We start from the raw sequence: 17416 nt of genomic DNA, 5'->3' as shown, positions 1-17416 counted from the left end.
GAAATGTTGATGAGCGGGCGGCCCAAGAGCCGCCCGCCCCGTGACCGTCAGCGATAGATGCGCTTCAGCTGGCGCTCGGCTTCCGCCATCGCGCCCTTCGTATCCTTGGCGCCGGTGCAGTAATTGGCGAACATGTCGACGACGATGAAATCGGCGATCGCGGTCGCCGCCTTCTCACCGACGGTGCCGATGCCCGACGCCGGCAGCGTGCGCTTGGAGGCCTGCGAGTACACGGCGTTCTTGGGATCGGCCGTCCAGACCGGCGCGTTCTCATAGGCGTTCAAGGTCTGCTGCAGATAGCCTTGCGCGCCATCCAGCCACTTCTCGTAGTTCTCCTTCTCCAGCATGAAGGCGACGAAGGCCTTCGCCGCGTTCGGATATTTGGTGAAGTTGAAGGCGAGGATCGGCAGCGTAAGCTGCAGCTCGGTCGGCTTGCCGACCGGTCCGACCGGGTGCAGCGCGTGATAGGTATCTTCCGCCAGTTCCTTCTTGGTAGGATCGGTCTTGGCGGCAACATAGATCGAAATGCCGTTGAGGGTGCAATAGAGTTCTCCGGCCAGGTACGCCTTATTATTGGATGAGTCGTTCCAGGAAGGCGTGCCTGGGATGAAAGTCTCGTAAAGCGCTTTGCAATACTCTAGCGCCTTTGCGGTCTCGGGCGAATTGATGCTGACCTGATCCTTCTCATTGACAGTCCACGCATTGTGGCCCCAGAGGATCCAGTGCAGCCAGCCGTTGGCATCGCCGCTCGCATGTCCGAGGGCAAAGCCGGCCGGCGTGTTGTTCGCCTTGAGCGCTTTGCACATCTCCAGGAAGCTTGGGAAATCTTTCGGGAACTCCTTGAAGCCCGCTTTGTCCGTCGCCGACTTCCGGTAGGTCATATAGCCGCCGTTGGTCGCGACAGGGATGCCCAGCCAGTCTTCGCCAAGCTTGCAGGTCTTTGCTGCAGCGTCCGTCCAGCCGCCATATTTCTTGCCGAGATAGTCGGCGACATCGTTCATTTTCAGGACTTTGGTCGGGAACAGCTGCGGCAATGTGTGCAGGCCCCAGGCGACGTCGAGGCCGGAGCCCGTGTTGGCTGCAACGGATGCCTTCGGCTGCACGTCCTCGAAGGACTCGCTGAATACGTTCATCTCGGTGCCGGTCGCGGCCTTGAATGCCGCCACCATCGCGTTGAACGCGTCGTCCTCCGCCGGCACGAAGCGCTTCCAGCGCATCACGGTCAGCTTGGCGCCGGGCTCGGCCTTCCAGGGCGCGCTCTGCGCCCAGGCCCTGGCGAAGTCGAACAGTGCCGGCCCCGTCAGCATGCCGGTTGCGGCCAGAGCGGTGCCGCCTTGGAGCAGAGACCGGCGGGTAAAGTCTTGCATGTTGTCCTCCCTGTGATGCTTTTTTGTTGTCTTATGCCTTGTCGTCTGATGCGCTAGGCGTTCATGCGCTTGCCCGTCGCATCGTCGAACAGATGGACCAGCGACGGATCGGGCTTCAGCCGCACCTTGTCGCCCGGATTGAACTGGTGACGCTCGCGGAAGACCGCGACGACCTGCTCGCCGCCGACCTTGGCGAACACCTGCGTTTCCGAGCCGGTTGGCTCGACGACGATGATCTCGGCTTCGGCACCGTCATCGGCGATGGTGAAGTGCTCCGGCCGCACGCCGTAGACCGCAGGACGGCCGTCGGAGCCGGCCGGCGCGCTCTTGAGCGGGAGCTTGACGCCGTTCGGCCCTTCGAAGGTCGCAACGCCGTTGACGCGCACATGGCCTTTCAGGAAGTTCATCGCGGGCGAGCCGATGAAGCCGGCGACGAACTGGTTGTCGGGCTTATCGTAGAGCTCGAGCGGGGTGCCCATCTGCTCGACGATGCCGTCGTGCATGACGACGATCTTGTCGGCCATGGTCATGGCCTCGATCTGGTCGTGGGTGACATAGACGGTCGTCGTCTTCAGGCGCTGATGCAGCTCCTTGATTTCGGTGCGCATGGCGACGCGCAGCTTGGCGTCCAGGTTCGACAACGGCTCGTCGAACAGGAAGACCTGCGGATCGCGCACGATGGCGCGGCCCATGGCGACGCGCTGGCGCTGGCCGCCGGAGAGCTGGCGCGGGTAGCGGTCGAGCAGCGGCGACAGTGCGAGGATCTCGGCGGCGCGCTTGACGCGCTTGTTGATCTCGTCCGAGCCGGCATTCCGCAGCTTGAGCGAGAAGCCCATGTTGTCGGCGACCGTCATGTGCGGATAGAGCGCGTAGTTCTGGAAGACCATCGCAATGTCCCGCTCCTTGGGCTGGACATTGTTGACGACGCGGTCGCCGATCGAGATCGTGCCGGAGGTGATGTTCTCGAGGCCTGCGAGCATGCGCAGAAGCGTCGACTTGCCGCAGCCGGAGGGGCCGACCAGGACGACGAACTGACCGTCCTCGATCGGGATCGTGACGCCGTGCAGGACTTCAAAATTGCCGAACGATTTCCGCACGTCGCGGATTTGCACAGACGACATCTAGCTCCCTCCTCGAAAGTCCACGGCGCCTCTCGCGCCGCGACCGTCTTGTTTTTCGGACTTCACCGAACGAAGCCCGAGCTTAGCGGGCGACATTGTCGGTAGTTTGTGCGGTTTTGGCAATTTGTCTTTGGTTAGTCGTTGCTGGTAGCGCTGTCAACGTTCCTTTGTTTGCGGGACTGACTGTGTTAAGAGCAGCAAATGGGTCGAAAACGCACCAAGTCAGGCAAAATCCGGCTGGCCGAAGTGGCCGAGCTCGCCGGCGTCAGCCCGATTACCGCGTCGCGCTTTTTCCGCAATCCGGAGGCCCTGTCGGTCGCCAAGCGGACACGGGTCGAGAGCGCCGCCAAGGAGCTCGGCTATGTGCCCAATCTTGCCGCACGCGCCCTCGCCTCGCAACGCACCGAGGTCATCGGTGTCTTGATCCCATCGCTCACCAATAACGTGTTCTCGGACGTGCTGCGCGGCATCTACGACTCCTCCGAAGGCAGCCGCTACTCGATCCAATTGTCCAACACGCGCTACAGCATTCTCCAGGAAGAGAAGTTGCTGCGTCTGTTCCTGGCGCAGAAGCCGGCCGGGCTGATCGTCACCGGCATCGATCAGACGACGGAGTCCCGCGCGATGCTTCAAGCCGCGGACTGCCCGATCGTGCAGATCATGGAGATCGGCCCGAACCCCGTCGACATGATGATCGGCTTTTCACACTATGATGCGGCCCGCGCGGCGATCGCCCACCTGTTCGAGCAAGGTCACCGCAAGGTCGGCTTCGTCGGCGCGCGGATGGATCCCAGGGTGCAGCGGCGGCTGGACGGATATGTCTCGGCCATGAAGGACGCCGGATTGTTCGACCAGCGCCTGGTGGTCACGACGGCGACACCGACCTCGGTGACGCTCGGCGGCGCCCTGTTCACCGATCTGCTGGCGCGCGAGCCCGACATCGACGCGGTGTTCTGCGCCAACGACGACCTCGCGCTCGGCGTGCTGTTCGAATGCCGGCGCCGGGAGATCGCAGTGCCGGGGCAGATCGCCATCGTCGGCTTCAACGACCTCGAATTCATGGCCTCCGCCGTCCCCACCCTCACCAGCGTCCGCACCAATCGCTACGAGATGGGGAAGACGGCCGCCACCATGCTGATCAACGCGATCGAGGGCCGGCGCCCGGAGCAGCCGGTGCTCGATCTCGGCTTCAAGGTGATCGAGCGGCAAAGCTCGTCGGCCCGGCGTTCGGACAGCAGGCCACCCGTACCAGGCGGGGCTGCGGCGAACATAATGGTAGCGTTACCAAGCAGCCACGACTAGTATCGGAATCGTGAGGAAACGACCCGCCAGCGGGAAGGCAGATTCATCGCGCGCGCCGTTGGGCACCGCACATGCGGCCACCATGAGACGGACGCCAGTGCGTTTGCAGTGCAGGAGAAACCAATGACAAAGAAGCCAACCAACGGGCACGCCGCCGGCAGTAACGGTACCCGCCGCCATCTTCGCTCGCAGGAATGGTTCAACAACCCGCACAATCCGGGCATGACCGCGCTCTATATGGAGCGCTATTTGAACTTCGGCCTCACCCGCGCCGAGCTGCAATCCGGCAAGCCGATCATCGGCATCGCCCAGACCGGCAACGACCTGTCTCCCTGCAACCGCCATCATCTCGAGCTCGCGCACCGCGTTCGCGAAGGCATCCGCGAGGCCGGCGGCATTGCGATGGAATTCCCCACCCATCCGATCCAGGAGACCGGCAAGCGCCCGACTGCGGCGCTCGACCGCAACCTCGCTTATCTCGGCCTGGTCGAGATCCTCTACGGCTATCCACTCGACGGCGTGGTGCTGACCACCGGCTGCGACAAGACCACGCCGGCCTGCATGATGGCGGCGGCGACGGTCAACCTGCCCGCGATCGTGCTGTCGGGCGGCCCGATGCTGAACGGCTGGCACAATGGCGAGCGGACCGGCTCCGGCACCATCGTCTGGAAATCGCGCGAGCGGCTCGCCGCCGGCGAGATCGACTATGAAGAATTCATGGAGATCGTGGCCTCCTCGGCGCCTTCGGTCGGCCATTGCAACACCATGGGCACGGCCTCGACCATGAACGGGCTTGCCGAAGCGCTCGGCTTCTCGCTGCCGGGCTGCGCGGCGATCCCGGCCCCCTATCGCGAGCGCGGCCAGATCGCCTACGAGACCGGAAAACGCATCGTCGAGATGGTCTGGGAGGACCTGAAGCCCTCGGACATCCTGACCCGCAAGGCGTTCGAGAATTGCATCGTGATCAATTCGGCGATCGGCGGCTCGACCAACGCGCCGATCCACATCAACGCCCTCGCCCGCCATATCGGCGTCGAGCTGTCGATCGACGACTGGCAGAAGTTCGGCCACGACGTGCCGCTCCTGGTCAACATGCAGCCGGCCGGCTTCTATCTCGGCGAGGAATTCCACCGCGCCGGCGGCGTGCCTGCCGTGGTGCGCGAACTGATGAAGCACAAGCGCATCCATGAGGACGCGATCACTGTCAACGGCCGCGGCATCGGCGAGAACTGCAAGAACGCGCCCTTACCCGACAACGACGTGATCTGGGCTTACGACAAGCCGCTGGTGAAGGACGCCGGCTTCCTGGTGCTGAAGGGCAATCTGTTCGATTCCGCGATCATGAAGACCAGCGTGATCTCCAAGGAATTCCGCGACCGCTACCTCAGCAATCCGAAGGACCTCAATGCTTTCGAGGGCCGCGCCATCGTGTTCGAGGGCCCGGAAGATTACCACGAGCGGATCGACGATCCCTCGCTCGACATCGACGAGCGCTGCGTGCTGTTCATCCGCGGCACCGGCCCGATCGGCTACCCCGGTGGCGCCGAGGTCGTGAACATGCAGCCGCCGGCGGCGCTGATCAAACGCGGCATCCTGTCCCTGCCCTGCATCGGCGATGGCCGCCAGTCCGGCACCTCGGGCTCGCCCTCGATCCTCAACGCCTCGCCGGAAGCCGCCGCCAATGGCGGGCTTGCCGTCCTCAAGACCGGCGACAAGGTGCGCATCGACCTCAACAAGGGCAGCGCCAACATCCTGATCTCGGATGAGGAGCTGAAGAAGCGCCACGCCGAGCTCAAGGCCAGCGGCGGCTTCAAGCATCCGCCGAACCAGACGCCGTGGCAGGAGATCTACCGCAACACCGTCGGCCAGCAATCGACCGGCGCCTGCATGGAGCTCGCCACGCGCTACCAGAATGTCGCCGGCACGTTCGGTGTGGCGCGGGACAATCACTGACCAAGATCGTCATTCCGGGATGCGCCGCTAGGCGCAGGCCCGGAATCCATACTCCCGATCGTGGTTATGGTTTCCGGGCTCGCGGCTGCGCCGCGCCCCGGAATGACGGCGGAAACATCAAAGGAGAACAAGAAAAATGGCAGACCGCCTCAAAGGAAAGCGCGCCGTCGTCACGGCTGCCGCGGCAGGTATCGGGCGCGCTTGCGCCATCGCATTCGCGCGTGAAGGCGCAACCGTCGTCGCCACCGACATCAACGAGGCCGGCATCGCTGGCTTGACCAAGGAAGGCATCGCCGAGGTCGCCAAGCTCGACGTCCGCAACACCGCCGACGTCAACGCCTTTGCCAAGCGCATCGGCAAGATCGACATCCTGCTCAACGCCGCCGGCTTCGTGCATCACGGCACCATCCTGGACTGCTCGGAGGAGGATTTCGATTTCTCGTTCGACCTCAACGTCAAGTCGATGCACCGGACCATCAAGGCCTTCCTGCCCGACATGATCGCGGGCGGCGGCGGCAGCATCGTCAACATCTCGTCCTGCGCGGCCTTGCGGCCGCCGGCGAACCGCTACGTCTACAGCTCGTCGAAGGCGGCAGTGTCGCTGCTGTCCCGCGCGGTCGCGCTCGACTTCATCACCAAGGGCATCCGTTGCAACTCGATCTGCCCCGGCACCGTCGAGACGCCCTCGATGCTCGACCGCGCCGCCGCGCAAGGACCCCAGGGCAAGGAGATGTTCATCTCCCGCCAGAAGATGGGCCGGCTCGGCACCGCCGAGGAGATCGCGGCGATGGCGGTCTATCTCGGCAGCGACGAGAGCGCCTTCACCACCGGCGTCGACCTCGTCGTCGACGGCGGCTACATGCTCTGACGCCAGAGGCCTCCGGCATGAACAAGATCGATCTCAACGGCCGCATCGCCATCGTCACCGGCGGTGCGCAGGGCTTTGGCCGCGCCATTGCCGAGCGCTTCGTCGCCTCCGGCGCCAAAGTCGCGATCTGGGACTTCGACGCCGCGCTGGCGGAGAAGACCGCAAAGGAGATCGGCGGCGAGACAAAAGTCTTCAAGGTCGACGTCACCGACACGGTCGCCGTCGAGCAGGCACGCGATGCGACGCTCAAGGCCTTCGGCAAGATCGACATCCTCGTCAACAATGCCGGCATCGCCGGGGTCAATAAGCCGGTCTGGGAGACCGACCTCGATGAATGGCGCAAGGTGCTGCGCATCAACCTCGACGGCCCCTTCATCGTCAGTAAGGCGATCGTGCCCGAAATGCTCAAGCAGAAATACGGGCGGATCGTGAACATCGCCTCGATCGCCGGCAAGGAAGGCAATCCGAACGCCGCGCATTATTCGGCCTCCAAGGCCGGCCTGATCGCGCTGACGAAGTCGCTCGGAAAGGAGCTCGCCGCCCACGACATCCTCGTCAACGCGGTGACACCGGCCGCGGCGAAGACCGCGATCTTCGACCAGATGACGCAGCAGCATATCGACTTCATGCTGTCGAAGATCCCGAAGGCACGCTTCGTCCTCGTTGAAGAACTCGCCGCGATGGTGGCCTGGCTCGCATCCGAGGATTGCGCCTTCTCGACCGGCGCTGTGTTCGACATCTCGGGCGGGCGCGCAACCTATTGAGGACATCATGATCCGGGAAGGTGGATGCCTGTGCGGCGCGGTGCGGTTCAAGGCGGAGGGCGAGCCGCTCAACGTCCGCATCTGCCATTGCCGCATCTGCCAGAAGGCGATGGGATCGCCCTACTTCGCGCGCGCGCAGTTCGACCAGCGTGCGCTCAGCGTCGAGGGCGAGACCGCACGCTACGCCTCGTCCGCAAACATCGACCGCGTGTTCTGCAAGCAGTGCGGCACGCGGCTGTTTGCCTGGCGCCGCAACGGCACGCTGGCGGGCGTGGCGCTGGCCACTTTCGACGATCGCAATGCCTTCGCCCCGACCGAGCACATCTGGGTCAGCGAGAAGCTCGCCTGGGTGAAGCTCGACGACGGCTTGACTCAATACGAGACGACGATTCCGGCGTGACGTCAGGCGCTCGGGGCCGAACCTGCAGACCCCCTCGTCATCGCAATCTCTATCCTGCCAATGCCTCAGCTACTCCGAGAAGCGCCGGCGGCTAGGACAGCTCTGTTGCGTCGTCGCGTGACGCCTCGATCCAGGGATGACCGGTTTTCCGTCTTGCGCGGCTAGCCAGCAGATTTCGTTTGCCTTACGTTCCTTCCGGATAGCCTGCGGGGAATGCTGTTGCGTCTCATTAAGCCGATAACAGAATCAGAACTTGGACTTTGGCGGTTTCAGAGTTTGGCGATGTGGGGGGCATGCATCGGCGCTGTTGCGGCCGGTATCGTTGCCTATCTCATCTTGAACGCCACCAAGTTGCGCCTGGGCGTAAATCTCGCGCAGGACTTTCCCGTCATCGAGGCACATGTCACGGGCGATGCGGCAATCAAGCGTGCCGAGAAGATCTTCTATCTGCTGTTCTACGTGTTCGGCGCTGTCTTGGCCTTCGCGGCGCTCAGGCTCCGGAGACCGTTCGAAGGGCGGTCGCTCGTTCTGTTTTACATTTCGATGCTGACGATGGTCCTGTCCCTGGAGACATTCCTCCGGGACGCGTTCCAGCAAGAACTTCACATTGTGGCGTTGACCGTCGCGGTCCTCGCGATCTTCGTACCCTTCGTGAAGCAAATCCGGCCCCACAGAAGCATCGAGGGTGCGCCAGAACTCAGGCCGATCACCTTTTTTGAATTTGGGCGGATCGACGCTGCGCTGATCGCGGCACTGCTGGCCCTGACACTGCCCTTGAGCGTACAACGTTTGGCCGGCCAGGCTGCAACCAATCCTCACGCGGTATCGTTCCTCGTCGGACCGGCCCTCTATCAATTTAGCGATGGCATGGTGCCGGGCCGGGACTTCCTGTCCTTCTATGGATACGGACCGTCCCATTTGTTCGGAATGCTCCTGCCCCCCGACCCGAACGTTCTATATTTGCGTTACGTCGGTTTCGTTGCCACCTGCATCGCAATCTATCACCTGTCGGCGTATTGGGTGCTGCGCGACTTCTTCCAGAGCAAGGCGCTGCCCTTCGTGCTGACGGCCGTATTTCTTGCAATCTGCCAGTTCGGCGAGGCCGAAGGATTCTCCGGACCATCCGCTCTCGCAATCAGGTACATGTTCGTGTTCATCGCCACGGGCATCCTCGCGCACCTCATGGTCCAGCCTTCGGGTTGGTCGTTGGCGGCGCTATCCGCCGTCTGCGCGATCTCGATATTCTGGAACACCGAGACCGGGATCTATACCTGGGTCGTGGGGTGCGCGGTGTTGTCGGCGCGGATCCTCGAAAGACGCTGGCCCTGGGAGGTCGCGGCATTCACCGGGCTGTCTGCCGTAATGTTGCTCGCGTTGTTCGGCGCGGCCTACGGTCCCGCCGTTCTCACGATGGACTTCCTGCGCGTCCTGCTTGCGCCGATCGCCCTGCACAGCGTCTCGAACTGGGTCGGCGTGCCGATGAACTGGGAGCCCGGCTTCGGGACATTCTATCAGTTGATCTTTCCGGCGATGGCTATCGGCACGGCTATCAGCGTTGCCGCAACGTGGGCAGGATCTCGCTCGATCGAACGGGCCTATCTTCTCGTCCTCTCGATCGTTGCGCTGGTCTTCATGGCCAAATGGATGAATCGGTCGCTTGACGCGGTGTGGCAGCAAAACGCCTTCGCCTTTCTTGCCATTGGCGCGTGGTGGTGCCGGGCGGCATTCCGCGCGGTCCTCGGCCGCCAGACGTCGCAAGCCATCCCTGCCGTTTCGCTGGCGGCAACGGCCCTGCTCTCGTTCGCCGTGCTCTTCAATGCGAGGGATCGTCAACAGAACGTGACGATCGGGCTGCCGTCCTATCTGCAGTATCCGAGCATCGCCAGCCTGAAGTTGGGACGCGGAGCGGGAAAGGTCAACTTGCACCTCGATCGCAGCGACATCGACTTGATCAACAAGGCCGTGCCGCCCCACGGTCGCCTGTTGTTGCTGTCGGACCGTGATTGGCTCGTTCTCGCAACCGCCGGCAGAGCGCCCAAGAGCTACTTTCTTCCGTTCCGGGATACGTTCAGCCCCGAACATGTCACTCGCAGCTTTGCCGGGTCCGATCACTTCATTTTGGAGCGCGGCGCAACATACGAGTATGACTGGCTCAAGACGATAACGGAGCAAATCCTATCGTCAGAGTTTGAACGCACCGAAGAATCAGCCAGCTTCATTCTCTACCGCAGGAAGACGTGAACGGGGCATCGAGGCATTGCCCGACCACCGTTTGCGCCTTTCTTCTGCTCCGCAACTCGCGTCCGGCGCTCTTGGCAGATCATCGCCGGCGCACTATTTCGGCTAAGAACAAGACTGACGGAGCGGACGCGCTTTGAACATTTATGACCTCTCCGTCTGGGTGCTGCCCCTGGTGTTCGCCATCACCTTCCACGAGGCTGCGCACGCCTTCGTCGCGGACCGGCTCGGGGACAACACGGCCTCGCAGCTCGGCCGCGTCAGCTTCAACCCGCTGAGGCATATCGACCCGTTCGGCACCCTGATCCTGCCTGCGATGCTGCTGTTCGCGCATTCGCCGTTCCTGTTCGGCTATGCCAAGCCGGTACCGGTGAACTTCCGCAAGCTGAACAACCCCAGGCTCGACATGGTCTGGGTGGCGTTGGCCGGGCCCGTCACAAACATCCTGCTGGCGCTCGCCGCGGCCGTCGCCTTCCATGCCCTGCCCCTGGTGCCCGCAAGCTCGGCAAAGTGGGTTGCCGACAATCTCAAGAATGCGCTCATCATCAACGCTATCCTGGCGGTCTTCAACATGATGCCGATCCCGCCGCTCGACGGCGGCCGCGTTGCAGTCGGCCTGCTGCCGCGGGCCCTCGCCTTGCCGTTGGCCCGGCTCGAGCCGTTCGGTATGCTGATCCTGATCGGGCTCTTGATCCTGCTGCCGCTCGCGGGCTCGCAGTTCGGTCTAAATCTTGATGTTATTTCAGCAATACTGGGAACGTTGACCGGTTATGTGATTAAGGCTGTTCTCTTCCTGACCGGCAACGCGTAGTTGAACCTGAGATCCGAACCCATGCCGAAGGGCCAGAGGCCGACTTGGTCAAAGCTGCCGATATGCTGATCGCGCGACGCGCCGACACCCGCGCCCGCGCCGATTTCGCCACCTGGAAGATGATGGCCAAGCTCAACGGGGCGTCCGCGCTGCCTCCGGAGGCCCAGGAGTTCCTGGCGAGCTATCAAAACCTGCTGGCGCAGATGAGCGAGGGCGAAGCGACCGAGGCCACCATCGGTGCGATCTACAAGGCCTATTACGTCGAGATGGGCGGCGCTGGAACGCCGCCCGACGTCCGTCCCCGCCAGGCCAAGCCGGCAGCGGACAATGTTACCGCCTTCCGGCGCCCGGCGCCGAAGCCGAAGAGCGCTGGCTTCTTCGCGGCAGGCGCGGCCAGCGGAGCCCAGAAACGCCCCCTCCCCGTGGCGCTGATCTTCGCATGCCTGGTCGTGGTCTATGTCGGGATCCGGCTCTACTGGCGCTGAGCCGTCTTTTTCTTCTTCGCATCCGGCGGCGTGAAAATGATGTCCACGGTCCGTTCGAACCGGTCGTCGGTCAGTCCGGCAGGCGGCTGCGGGATCGGATCGGACTTGCGGACAATTGACAGCGCCGCAGCATCGTAGGCTGCATCTCCCGACGATTCCGCGACTTCGACCGACAGCACGTTGCCTTTTCGGTTGATCGCAAAGCTCACCTTGACCTTCTGGTTATTGGGCTGCTTGCCCTCCGGATTGACCTTGTGAGCCGCGAGATGCGCGCTGATCTTGCGGTTCCAGTCGGCCGTGATCTTCAGGATGTCCTTGCCGAGCCCCAGGACCGGTGCCAGGGCCTTCTCGGCTTCGCGCGCGTCCTCGTCGAGCGTCTGCCGCGCACTTGCTACCGACTTCGGCGATGCCTCGGCCGCGGGCGTTTCGACCGCCTGAATCTTGGGATCGTCTTCCGTTGGCTTCTTCGTGTTGTTCTCGGTCACGACGCGATCAGGATCCTCGACCTCCTGCGACTGGTCCTTCGGAAGCTCCGTCTCCTTGGTCTCGGCCTTCTGCTCGGGAAGCGCCTGCTGTTCCTGCATCGCTTCGCTGTCAGGCCCAGGCGGCAGATCGGTATCGGGCACCTTGGGCGAAGCCATCTCGACCGCGAACTCCGCACCGGCCGCACCAAGGCCATCGCCGTCGTCGTCGGCGCGCAAATGCGCCAGCGCGAGCGCAGCACCACCGAGATGGAGCGCGAGCGCGGCGACCGCCGCCACGATCCAGAGCTTTCGGGATGGTCTCGGTTCGTCCGACATGGCTGGCCCTTAAGGCTGAGCGGCGCCTGCCGCAGGCGCCCCCGGCGCGCCTTCCAGCGCGACCAGCTTCACCCGCGTATAGCCGCCCGAGCGCAACAGCTCCATCACACCCATCAACTCGCCATATGGCACCGAGCGATCGGCGCGCAGGAAAACATACTTGTCCTTGCTCATGTCGGAAAGGCCGTCGAGGGTCCCGATCAACTCGGCACGGTGAACAGCGTTCTCTCCGATCGCGAGCGTCAGGTCGGGCTTGATGCTGAGATAGGTCGGCTTGTCCGGCTTCTTCTGCGGCGTCGCACTCGACGTCGGCAGATCGATCGGCAGGTCGACGGTGGACAGCGGCGCGGCGACCATGAAGATGATCAGCAGCACCAGGATGACGTCGATGAACGGCGTGACGTTGATGTCATGCGTTTCCGAGAAATCGTCGTCGTCGTCGTTGTCTGCGAGCGAAACGGCCATGGTCTACTCCGCCGCGCGCGAATGCACGCTGCCGTGGCTGCGGTCGAGATCGCGCGAGAGCAGCCGCCCTGCCGCGCCCGAGGCGCGGCTGACGAGCTCGAGATAGCCCTTCGTCACGCGCGAGAAGTGGTTGTAGATGATGACGGCGGGAATGGCGGCCACGAGGCCGATCGCGGTGGCGAGCAGCGCCTCGGCGATACCGGGCGCGACCACGGCAAGGTTCGTGGTCTGCGACTTCGAAATGCCGATGAAGCTGTTCATGATGCCCCAGACCGTGCCGAACAGGCCGACGAAGGGCGAGGTCGAGCCGATCGTGGCGAGCACGCCCATGCCGATCCGGATGCGCCGCTGCTCCGCCCGCACGATCTCGGCAAAGCTGGAGGCGGCGCGCTCCTTGATGCCGGTATCGCTGGACAGGCCGGCCGACATCCGCGCCTCGCGCAGCGCCGCCGCCAAGAACGACGGCAGGATGCCCTCCTTGGTGCCGAGCGCCATCTGCGCTTCAGCGAGCGAGCGCGCCTCCGCGATCTTCTTTAACGCCGAACGCAGCTTGCCGGAGGCGACCGACAGCTCGATCGACTTGGCGATGAAGACGGTCCAGGTCATCAGCGAGGCGAAGGCGAGCCCGATCATCACCGCCTTCACGATGACGTCCGCCGACATGAACATCACCCAGGGCGACAATTCCTTCATGGCCGGCGCGATGGCCGCCGCCTCGGGCTTCGCACTCGCGGGATTGGCGGCCACGGGGGCGGCGCCGGCAACGGTGGGAGCCGTCGAGGCCGCAGGCGCAGCCGGCGCGGCTGCCGGCGGAACGGTTCCGGCCGTGGACGGCGGAGCCGCCGATTGGGCCGTTGCCGGCGGGCTTTGTGTCTGGGCAGAAACGGGGGACGCGAACCAGGCGGCCGCCAGCATCAAGGCTGCGACAAGGCTTGCTTGGAAGGACATGGTCTTCATACTTCGGCCCAGTAGCGAATGAGGTTGTGATAGATACCCGTCAATTTGACCGTTTCGGGATCGTCACGCCCGAGCCGTTCCACCAGCGCCTGTATCGCGGTGTCGAGGTCAAAGATCATGCTCCGGGCTTGATCGTCCCGTATCATGCTCTGAAGCCAGAAGAAAGACGCAACCCGCGTTCCCCTGGTCACCGGCGTGACGAGGTGGAGGCTGGTCGAGGGATAGAGCACGCAGTCCCCGGCTGGCAACTTGACTTCATGGGAGCCGTAGGTGTCCTCGATCACAAGTTCGCCACCGTCGTAATCCTCCGGCTCGGCGAGGAACAGCGTGACCGACAGGTCCGTGCGGATGCGAAGGCCGGTCAGGCGGTCGCCGCGGATCGCATTGTCGACGTGCAGGCCGAAATGGTGGCCGCTGTCGGCCGCATAGCGGTTGAACAGCGGCGGGAAGATCTGCAGCGGGATCGCCGCCGCTATGAAGCGCGGGTTGGACGTCAGCGCCGAGATGATGCGGTTGCCGAGTTTTCGCGCGACCTCGCCGTCCGGTGGCAGCTGTTCGTTGCGCTTGACCATCGCCGATTGCGCGCCGGCGGTGGAGCGGCCGTCCTCCCATTCGCTGGCGTCCATGACGCGGCGGAAATCCGCCACATCATCCTTGCTGAGAACGCCAGGCAAGCACGTCAACATGATCAGAACTTCGCTGTGGTCACGACGTAGAACGCCCGTCCCGGCGCGACCGCAACGAACGGCACGTTGCTGCGATAGAACGAGTCGTAATAGAGCTTGTTCGTCAGGTTCTGCGCGTAGAACTTCATGCTCCAGTTCTGGTCGATCTTCTTCTCGACGAACGCGTCGAAACGCCAATAGCTCGGCAGCTCGTTGGTGTTGGCCGCGAACGTGCCGCCATAGACCTTGGAGCGATACACTGCCTGGCCGCCAAGCTCCCAACCGTCGTCGAACTTGTACTTGGTGAGCATGCTGAACGACTGGTGCGCGATGTTGGCGAGTTGCAGCCCGAGATTCGAAGCAACGCCGCTCTGGGTGACCTTCGACTGCATCAGCACCAGGCCGCCGAAGATGCTCCAGCGGTCGGTGATCTTGCCTTCCGCTTCGATGTCGATGCCTTGGATCCTGTAGGCTGCACCCGATGTGAGCAGGTTGTTGACGGTCTCGCGCGCGTTGTCCTTGGTGGTCTGGAACAGCGCACCGGTCACCAGCAGGTGGCGATCCGCAAGCTCCCATTTGGTGCCGACCTCGATCGCCTTGTTGCGCTCGGGCCCGAGCAACAAGGTCGAGTTGGGAGGAACACCGCCGTAGTCGGTGCCGGTCGCGTCCAGCTCCGACCCGAACGGATTGGCCGAAGTCGCATAGGCTGCATAGACGCTGCCGATCGACATCGGCTTGTAGACCACACCGACATTGTAGTTCACCAGATCGGCGTTCTGCTTCACATAGCTCGAATTGTTGGATGCGCTCTGGCTGTAGCCGTCGTAGCGCACACCGCCGTTGACGATGATCGTGTCCTGCCAGTTCGCGGTGTCCATAACATACACGCTGCTGGTGTTGACGCCGTAGCGGGTCGGATTGCCGACGAGTGACGGAATGCCGAAGGGAATGTTGGTGTATTGCGGGGAGTAGAGATTGACACCCGTCACCGCGCCCGTGCTGGTGAAGGGCGAACCGGCCAGTTCGGACGCGAGACCGGCATAACGATCGATCGAGATGTTCTCGTTCGAATATTCGACGCCGAACACCGCCGTGTGCTTGACCCCGCCGCTGTCGAGCTTGAACGTGGCCTCGTTCTGGTTGGCCCATACGTCGACGTTCTGGTAACGGCTCTGCGCGCTCGCCGTCGTGGTCCAGAGCAGCGGGTTGGGGCTGGTCGTGTTCGGGTTCTGCGGCAGCGTGCCGATGTAGTTGAGCAGCGAGTGCTCGCCGCGCACCTTGCTGGTCAGGGTGATCGCCTCGTTGACCTTGTACTCGATGGTGCCGGTGCCGAAATCCTGCCGCGCGGTCTGGAAGTCGCGGTTGAGGAAGCCGTACCAATTGCCGCGCGGAATGCCCGCCGACGTCACCGGCACGTTGCCCTGCTTGTAATAGGGCACGCCGAAATCGGGATAGCCGCTGAGGTCGGTATGGACGTAGTTCGTCGTGATCTTGATGTCGTTGGTCGGGGTGTACTTGGTCGAGATGAAGCTGCCCCAGCGATTGTCGGTCACGTAGTTGCGCCCGGCGACGTTGGCGTCCTGGAACAGGCCGCCGGCGCGCACCGAGAAGGTGGGATCAATGACCTGGTTGACGTCGAGCGTGACGCGCTTGGTCATGTCGGTGCCAAACTCGCTGTCGATGCGCTTGAAGTTGACGTCGCCGGCCTGCTTGGTGACGATGTTGATGGCGCCGCCGGCAGTGCCGCGGCCGGCATAGGAGGATGCCGGTCCGCGCAGAATCTCGATCTGCTCGGTGAAGAAGTTCTCGCGGATGGAAACGGCGGGATCGCGGATGCCGTCGATGAAGACGTCGTTGCGCGCGTCGAAGCCGCGGATGAAGAAACGATCGCCGAACGCGTTGCCGCCCTCGCCCGTGCCGAGCGTCACGCCTGCGGTCGAGCGCCCGATCTCCTTCAGCGTCGTGGCGTTCTTGTCCTCGAGCACCTCCTTGCTGAGCACGGTAATGGTCTTCGGCGTGTTCAGCATCTTCTCGGGAAACTTGCCCGAAGCCTGGACGTGATCGACCTTGTACGGCGCAGCCGGATCCGCGTACGGATTGCTGTCGGGAGCGCCGGACGGCGTGGCGGGCGCCGCCTGCTGCACCGGCTGGCGCTGCGCGGCACGGCGAAGCGCGTTGCGGGCACGGACCTGCTCGGGCGAAGGCTTCGAGGCCGTCGGACGCGGACGCTCGACCGGAGCATCGACCGTCACCGGCGGCAGGTTCGACTGCTGCGCCTGCGCGCCGCTCGACACCGACGCCACCGCGATCAAGCTCGCGACCGCTGAAACTTTCTTGCCGGAAACGCCCGCGGACCTCTCATCCATCGGATCGAACGCTACGACCGAACGCAACGACTTCGGTGCGACCACCTGCCCCATTACCAAACGCCCCATCTTCCTGTTCGCTCATTCACTTCGAACGAGCGATGGGCTGTTGGTATCGGCCGCAAAATAGCGGGTCAATGCGAGCCGTTCGCGAGAACCTTTGAATTGGTCCAGATCAAAACGATTCTAAACTGTAGTTTGAAATCGTTCTAAGACGAGACTGGACTCGTTCTAAACAGCGGCGATCGCGCATCGCTCTCAGTCGCTGCTCGGCGGCTTCATCAGCGAGAACAATTCATCGACAGTCTTCTGCGCAACGGCGCGCACGCGATCGGTGCTGTCCATGCCGGCGATGTTGACGCCGCTGACGACGGCTTTGATCTCGTCGCGAAAGTCGGTGAGGAAGCGCAAGGGATCGCGCTGTTCGTTGGCGACACGGGCGATCAATCCCGTGATCAGAATCTGGCACGCGATCAGCTTGCCGTTCAGCTCGTCCATGCTTCGCTCCGTTGATACGGCGCCGATATGGACGATGCCGAAATCCCTGACAACCGAAACGGCCACGACGCAACTTAGAACCGTTCTTGCGGTTGATCCGAACCACGGCCCGGCGCGAAGCCGATCGGCCCTGAGCACACCGCTGCGCGTGCTGCGCAAGAATGGCAGGCCGAGCGGTCGCGGCGGGAAAATGCAGCCCTGCACACCGGTGCGCCAGCGAGCTGCCTACACGGTGCAAAGCTTTCCAATTGTTTAGGATTCTCAACTGATAGTGCTGTTTACACTGGAAGTTGGCGTGTATTATACGTCATATGGAACCGTACGATTGCCCCGATATTCGTAGCCGAGGGCATGCG

16 protein-coding genes are annotated in these 17416 nt (G+C 63.2%); 8 read left to right on the top strand and 8 right to left on the bottom strand.

Annotated elements, in window-relative coordinates; genetic code table 11:
• Positions 1-47 precede the first annotated feature (47 nt).
• Together AB7M16_RS35775 and AB7M16_RS35770 are read right to left on the bottom strand one after the other, a co-directional pair.
• Entirely contained in the window at positions 48-1367 is a 1320-nt protein-coding gene (locus tag AB7M16_RS35775; RefSeq protein ID WP_453946847.1) for an ABC transporter substrate-binding protein, read from the bottom strand.
• A 53-nt stretch (positions 1368-1420) separates the two neighbouring features.
• Positions 1421-2488 carry an ABC transporter ATP-binding protein gene (locus tag AB7M16_RS35770; protein ID WP_145658713.1) on the bottom strand — a complete coding sequence of 356 codons (1068 nt, stop codon included), beginning with the start codon at positions 2486-2488 and terminating at the stop codon, positions 1421-1423.
• 201 nt (positions 2489-2689) lie between these two features.
• Between AB7M16_RS35770 and gntR the strand changes: the two genes are divergently transcribed.
• From gntR to AB7M16_RS35730, 8 genes are all read left to right on the top strand, one after another.
• On the top strand, positions 2690-3790 hold the full coding sequence (gntR, locus tag AB7M16_RS35765) for an HTH-type transcriptional regulator GntR (protein ID WP_453946846.1): 1101 nt from the start codon (positions 2690-2692) through the stop codon (positions 3788-3790).
• Positions 3791-3913: 123 nt separating this feature from the next.
• Positions 3914-5743, top strand: a complete 1830-nt coding sequence (locus tag AB7M16_RS35760) for an IlvD/Edd family dehydratase (RefSeq protein WP_453946845.1) — start codon at positions 3914-3916, stop codon at positions 5741-5743.
• Positions 5744-5879: 136 nt separating this feature from the next.
• Complete coding sequence (locus AB7M16_RS35755; RefSeq protein ID WP_453946844.1) at positions 5880-6611, top strand: SDR family oxidoreductase; 732 nt, start codon at positions 5880-5882, stop codon at positions 6609-6611.
• A 17-nt stretch (positions 6612-6628) separates the two neighbouring features.
• Positions 6629-7375 carry an SDR family NAD(P)-dependent oxidoreductase gene (locus AB7M16_RS35750; RefSeq protein WP_453946843.1) on the top strand — a complete coding sequence of 249 codons (747 nt, stop codon included), beginning with the start codon at positions 6629-6631 and terminating at the stop codon, positions 7373-7375.
• 7 nt (positions 7376-7382) lie between these two features.
• Positions 7383-7775, top strand: coding sequence for a GFA family protein (locus AB7M16_RS35745; protein WP_212257441.1), 393 nt, complete (start codon positions 7383-7385; stop codon positions 7773-7775).
• Between the two features lie 213 nt (positions 7776-7988).
• A complete protein-coding gene (locus tag AB7M16_RS35740) occupies positions 7989-10016 on the top strand; it encodes a hypothetical protein (RefSeq protein WP_453946842.1) in 2028 nt (675 codons plus the stop codon).
• A gap of 133 nt (positions 10017-10149) precedes the next feature.
• Positions 10150-10824 carry a site-2 protease family protein gene (locus AB7M16_RS35735; protein ID WP_212257439.1) on the top strand — a complete coding sequence of 225 codons (675 nt, stop codon included), beginning with the start codon at positions 10150-10152 and terminating at the stop codon, positions 10822-10824.
• 62 nt (positions 10825-10886) lie between these two features.
• Positions 10887-11309 carry a hypothetical protein gene (locus tag AB7M16_RS35730; RefSeq protein WP_172786508.1) on the top strand — a complete coding sequence of 141 codons (423 nt, stop codon included), beginning with the start codon at positions 10887-10889 and terminating at the stop codon, positions 11307-11309.
• Here the strand turns inward: AB7M16_RS35730 and AB7M16_RS35725 are convergent.
• The 6 genes from AB7M16_RS35725 to AB7M16_RS35700 all read right to left on the bottom strand — a co-directional run bounded on the left by AB7M16_RS35725 (position 11297) and on the right by AB7M16_RS35700 (position 17060).
• On the bottom strand, positions 11297-12109 hold the full coding sequence (locus AB7M16_RS35725; protein WP_172786314.1) for an energy transducer TonB family protein: 813 nt from the start codon (positions 12107-12109) through the stop codon (positions 11297-11299). The two genes, AB7M16_RS35730 and AB7M16_RS35725, sit on opposite strands and share 13 nt — an antisense overlap.
• Positions 12110-12118: 9 nt before the next feature.
• Positions 12119-12574, bottom strand: a complete 456-nt coding sequence (exbD, locus tag AB7M16_RS35720) for a TonB system transport protein ExbD (protein ID WP_260383316.1) — start codon at positions 12572-12574, stop codon at positions 12119-12121.
• Positions 12575-12577: 3 nt separating this feature from the next.
• Complete coding sequence (gene exbB, locus AB7M16_RS35715; RefSeq protein ID WP_453946841.1) at positions 12578-13531, bottom strand: tonB-system energizer ExbB; 954 nt, start codon at positions 13529-13531, stop codon at positions 12578-12580.
• Entirely contained in the window at positions 13528-14217 is a 690-nt protein-coding gene (locus tag AB7M16_RS35710; RefSeq protein WP_453946840.1) for a Fe2+-dependent dioxygenase, read from the bottom strand. Before AB7M16_RS35710 ends, exbB begins: the two co-directional genes overlap by 4 nt.
• Before the next feature lie 2 nt (positions 14218-14219).
• Positions 14220-16616: a TonB-dependent receptor gene (locus AB7M16_RS35705; protein ID WP_453947312.1), complete on the bottom strand. Its 2397-nt coding sequence runs from the start codon at positions 16614-16616 to the stop codon at positions 14220-14222.
• Positions 16617-16820: 204 nt separating this feature from the next.
• Positions 16821-17060, bottom strand: a complete 240-nt coding sequence (locus tag AB7M16_RS35700; RefSeq protein ID WP_128916226.1) for a hypothetical protein — start codon at positions 17058-17060, stop codon at positions 16821-16823.
• Positions 17061-17416: the final 356 nt, after the last annotated feature.

The organism is Bradyrhizobium sp. USDA 372 (genome assembly GCF_053629095.1).
Note: the sequence above shows the minus strand (reverse complement) of the source record. Positions and strands in the feature narration are given on the sequence as shown.

Bases quoted from the DNA above. Each gene is read 5' to 3' on its own strand.
- AB7M16_RS35725 (WP_172786314.1), bottom strand. From the start codon at position 12,109: ATGTCGGACGAACCGAGACCATCCCGAAAGCTCTGGATCGTGGCGGCG.
- AB7M16_RS35745 (WP_212257441.1), top strand. From the start codon at position 7,383: ATGATCCGGGAAGGTGGATGCCTGTGCGGCGCGGTGCGGTTCAAGGCG.
- exbD (WP_260383316.1), bottom strand. From the start codon at position 12,574: ATGGCCGTTTCGCTCGCAGACAACGACGACGACGACGATTTCTCGGAA.
- AB7M16_RS35700 (WP_128916226.1), bottom strand. From the start codon at position 17,060: ATGGACGAGCTGAACGGCAAGCTGATCGCGTGCCAGATTCTGATCACG.
- exbB (WP_453946841.1), bottom strand. From the start codon at position 13,531: ATGAAGACCATGTCCTTCCAAGCAAGCCTTGTCGCAGCCTTGATGCTG.
- AB7M16_RS35710 (WP_453946840.1), bottom strand. From the start codon at position 14,217: ATGTTGACGTGCTTGCCTGGCGTTCTCAGCAAGGATGATGTGGCGGAT.
- AB7M16_RS35760 (WP_453946845.1), top strand. From the start codon at position 3,914: ATGACAAAGAAGCCAACCAACGGGCACGCCGCCGGCAGTAACGGTACC.
- gntR (WP_453946846.1), top strand. From the start codon at position 2,690: ATGGGTCGAAAACGCACCAAGTCAGGCAAAATCCGGCTGGCCGAAGTG.
- AB7M16_RS35770 (WP_145658713.1), bottom strand. From the start codon at position 2,488: ATGTCGTCTGTGCAAATCCGCGACGTGCGGAAATCGTTCGGCAATTTT.
- AB7M16_RS35730 (WP_172786508.1), top strand. From the start codon at position 10,887: ATGCTGATCGCGCGACGCGCCGACACCCGCGCCCGCGCCGATTTCGCC.
- AB7M16_RS35775 (WP_453946847.1), bottom strand. From the start codon at position 1,367: ATGCAAGACTTTACCCGCCGGTCTCTGCTCCAAGGCGGCACCGCTCTG.
- AB7M16_RS35750 (WP_453946843.1), top strand. From the start codon at position 6,629: ATGAACAAGATCGATCTCAACGGCCGCATCGCCATCGTCACCGGCGGT.
- AB7M16_RS35740 (WP_453946842.1), top strand. From the start codon at position 7,989: ATGCTGTTGCGTCTCATTAAGCCGATAACAGAATCAGAACTTGGACTT.
- AB7M16_RS35705 (WP_453947312.1), bottom strand. From the start codon at position 16,616: ATGGGGCAGGTGGTCGCACCGAAGTCGTTGCGTTCGGTCGTAGCGTTC.
- AB7M16_RS35755 (WP_453946844.1), top strand. From the start codon at position 5,880: ATGGCAGACCGCCTCAAAGGAAAGCGCGCCGTCGTCACGGCTGCCGCG.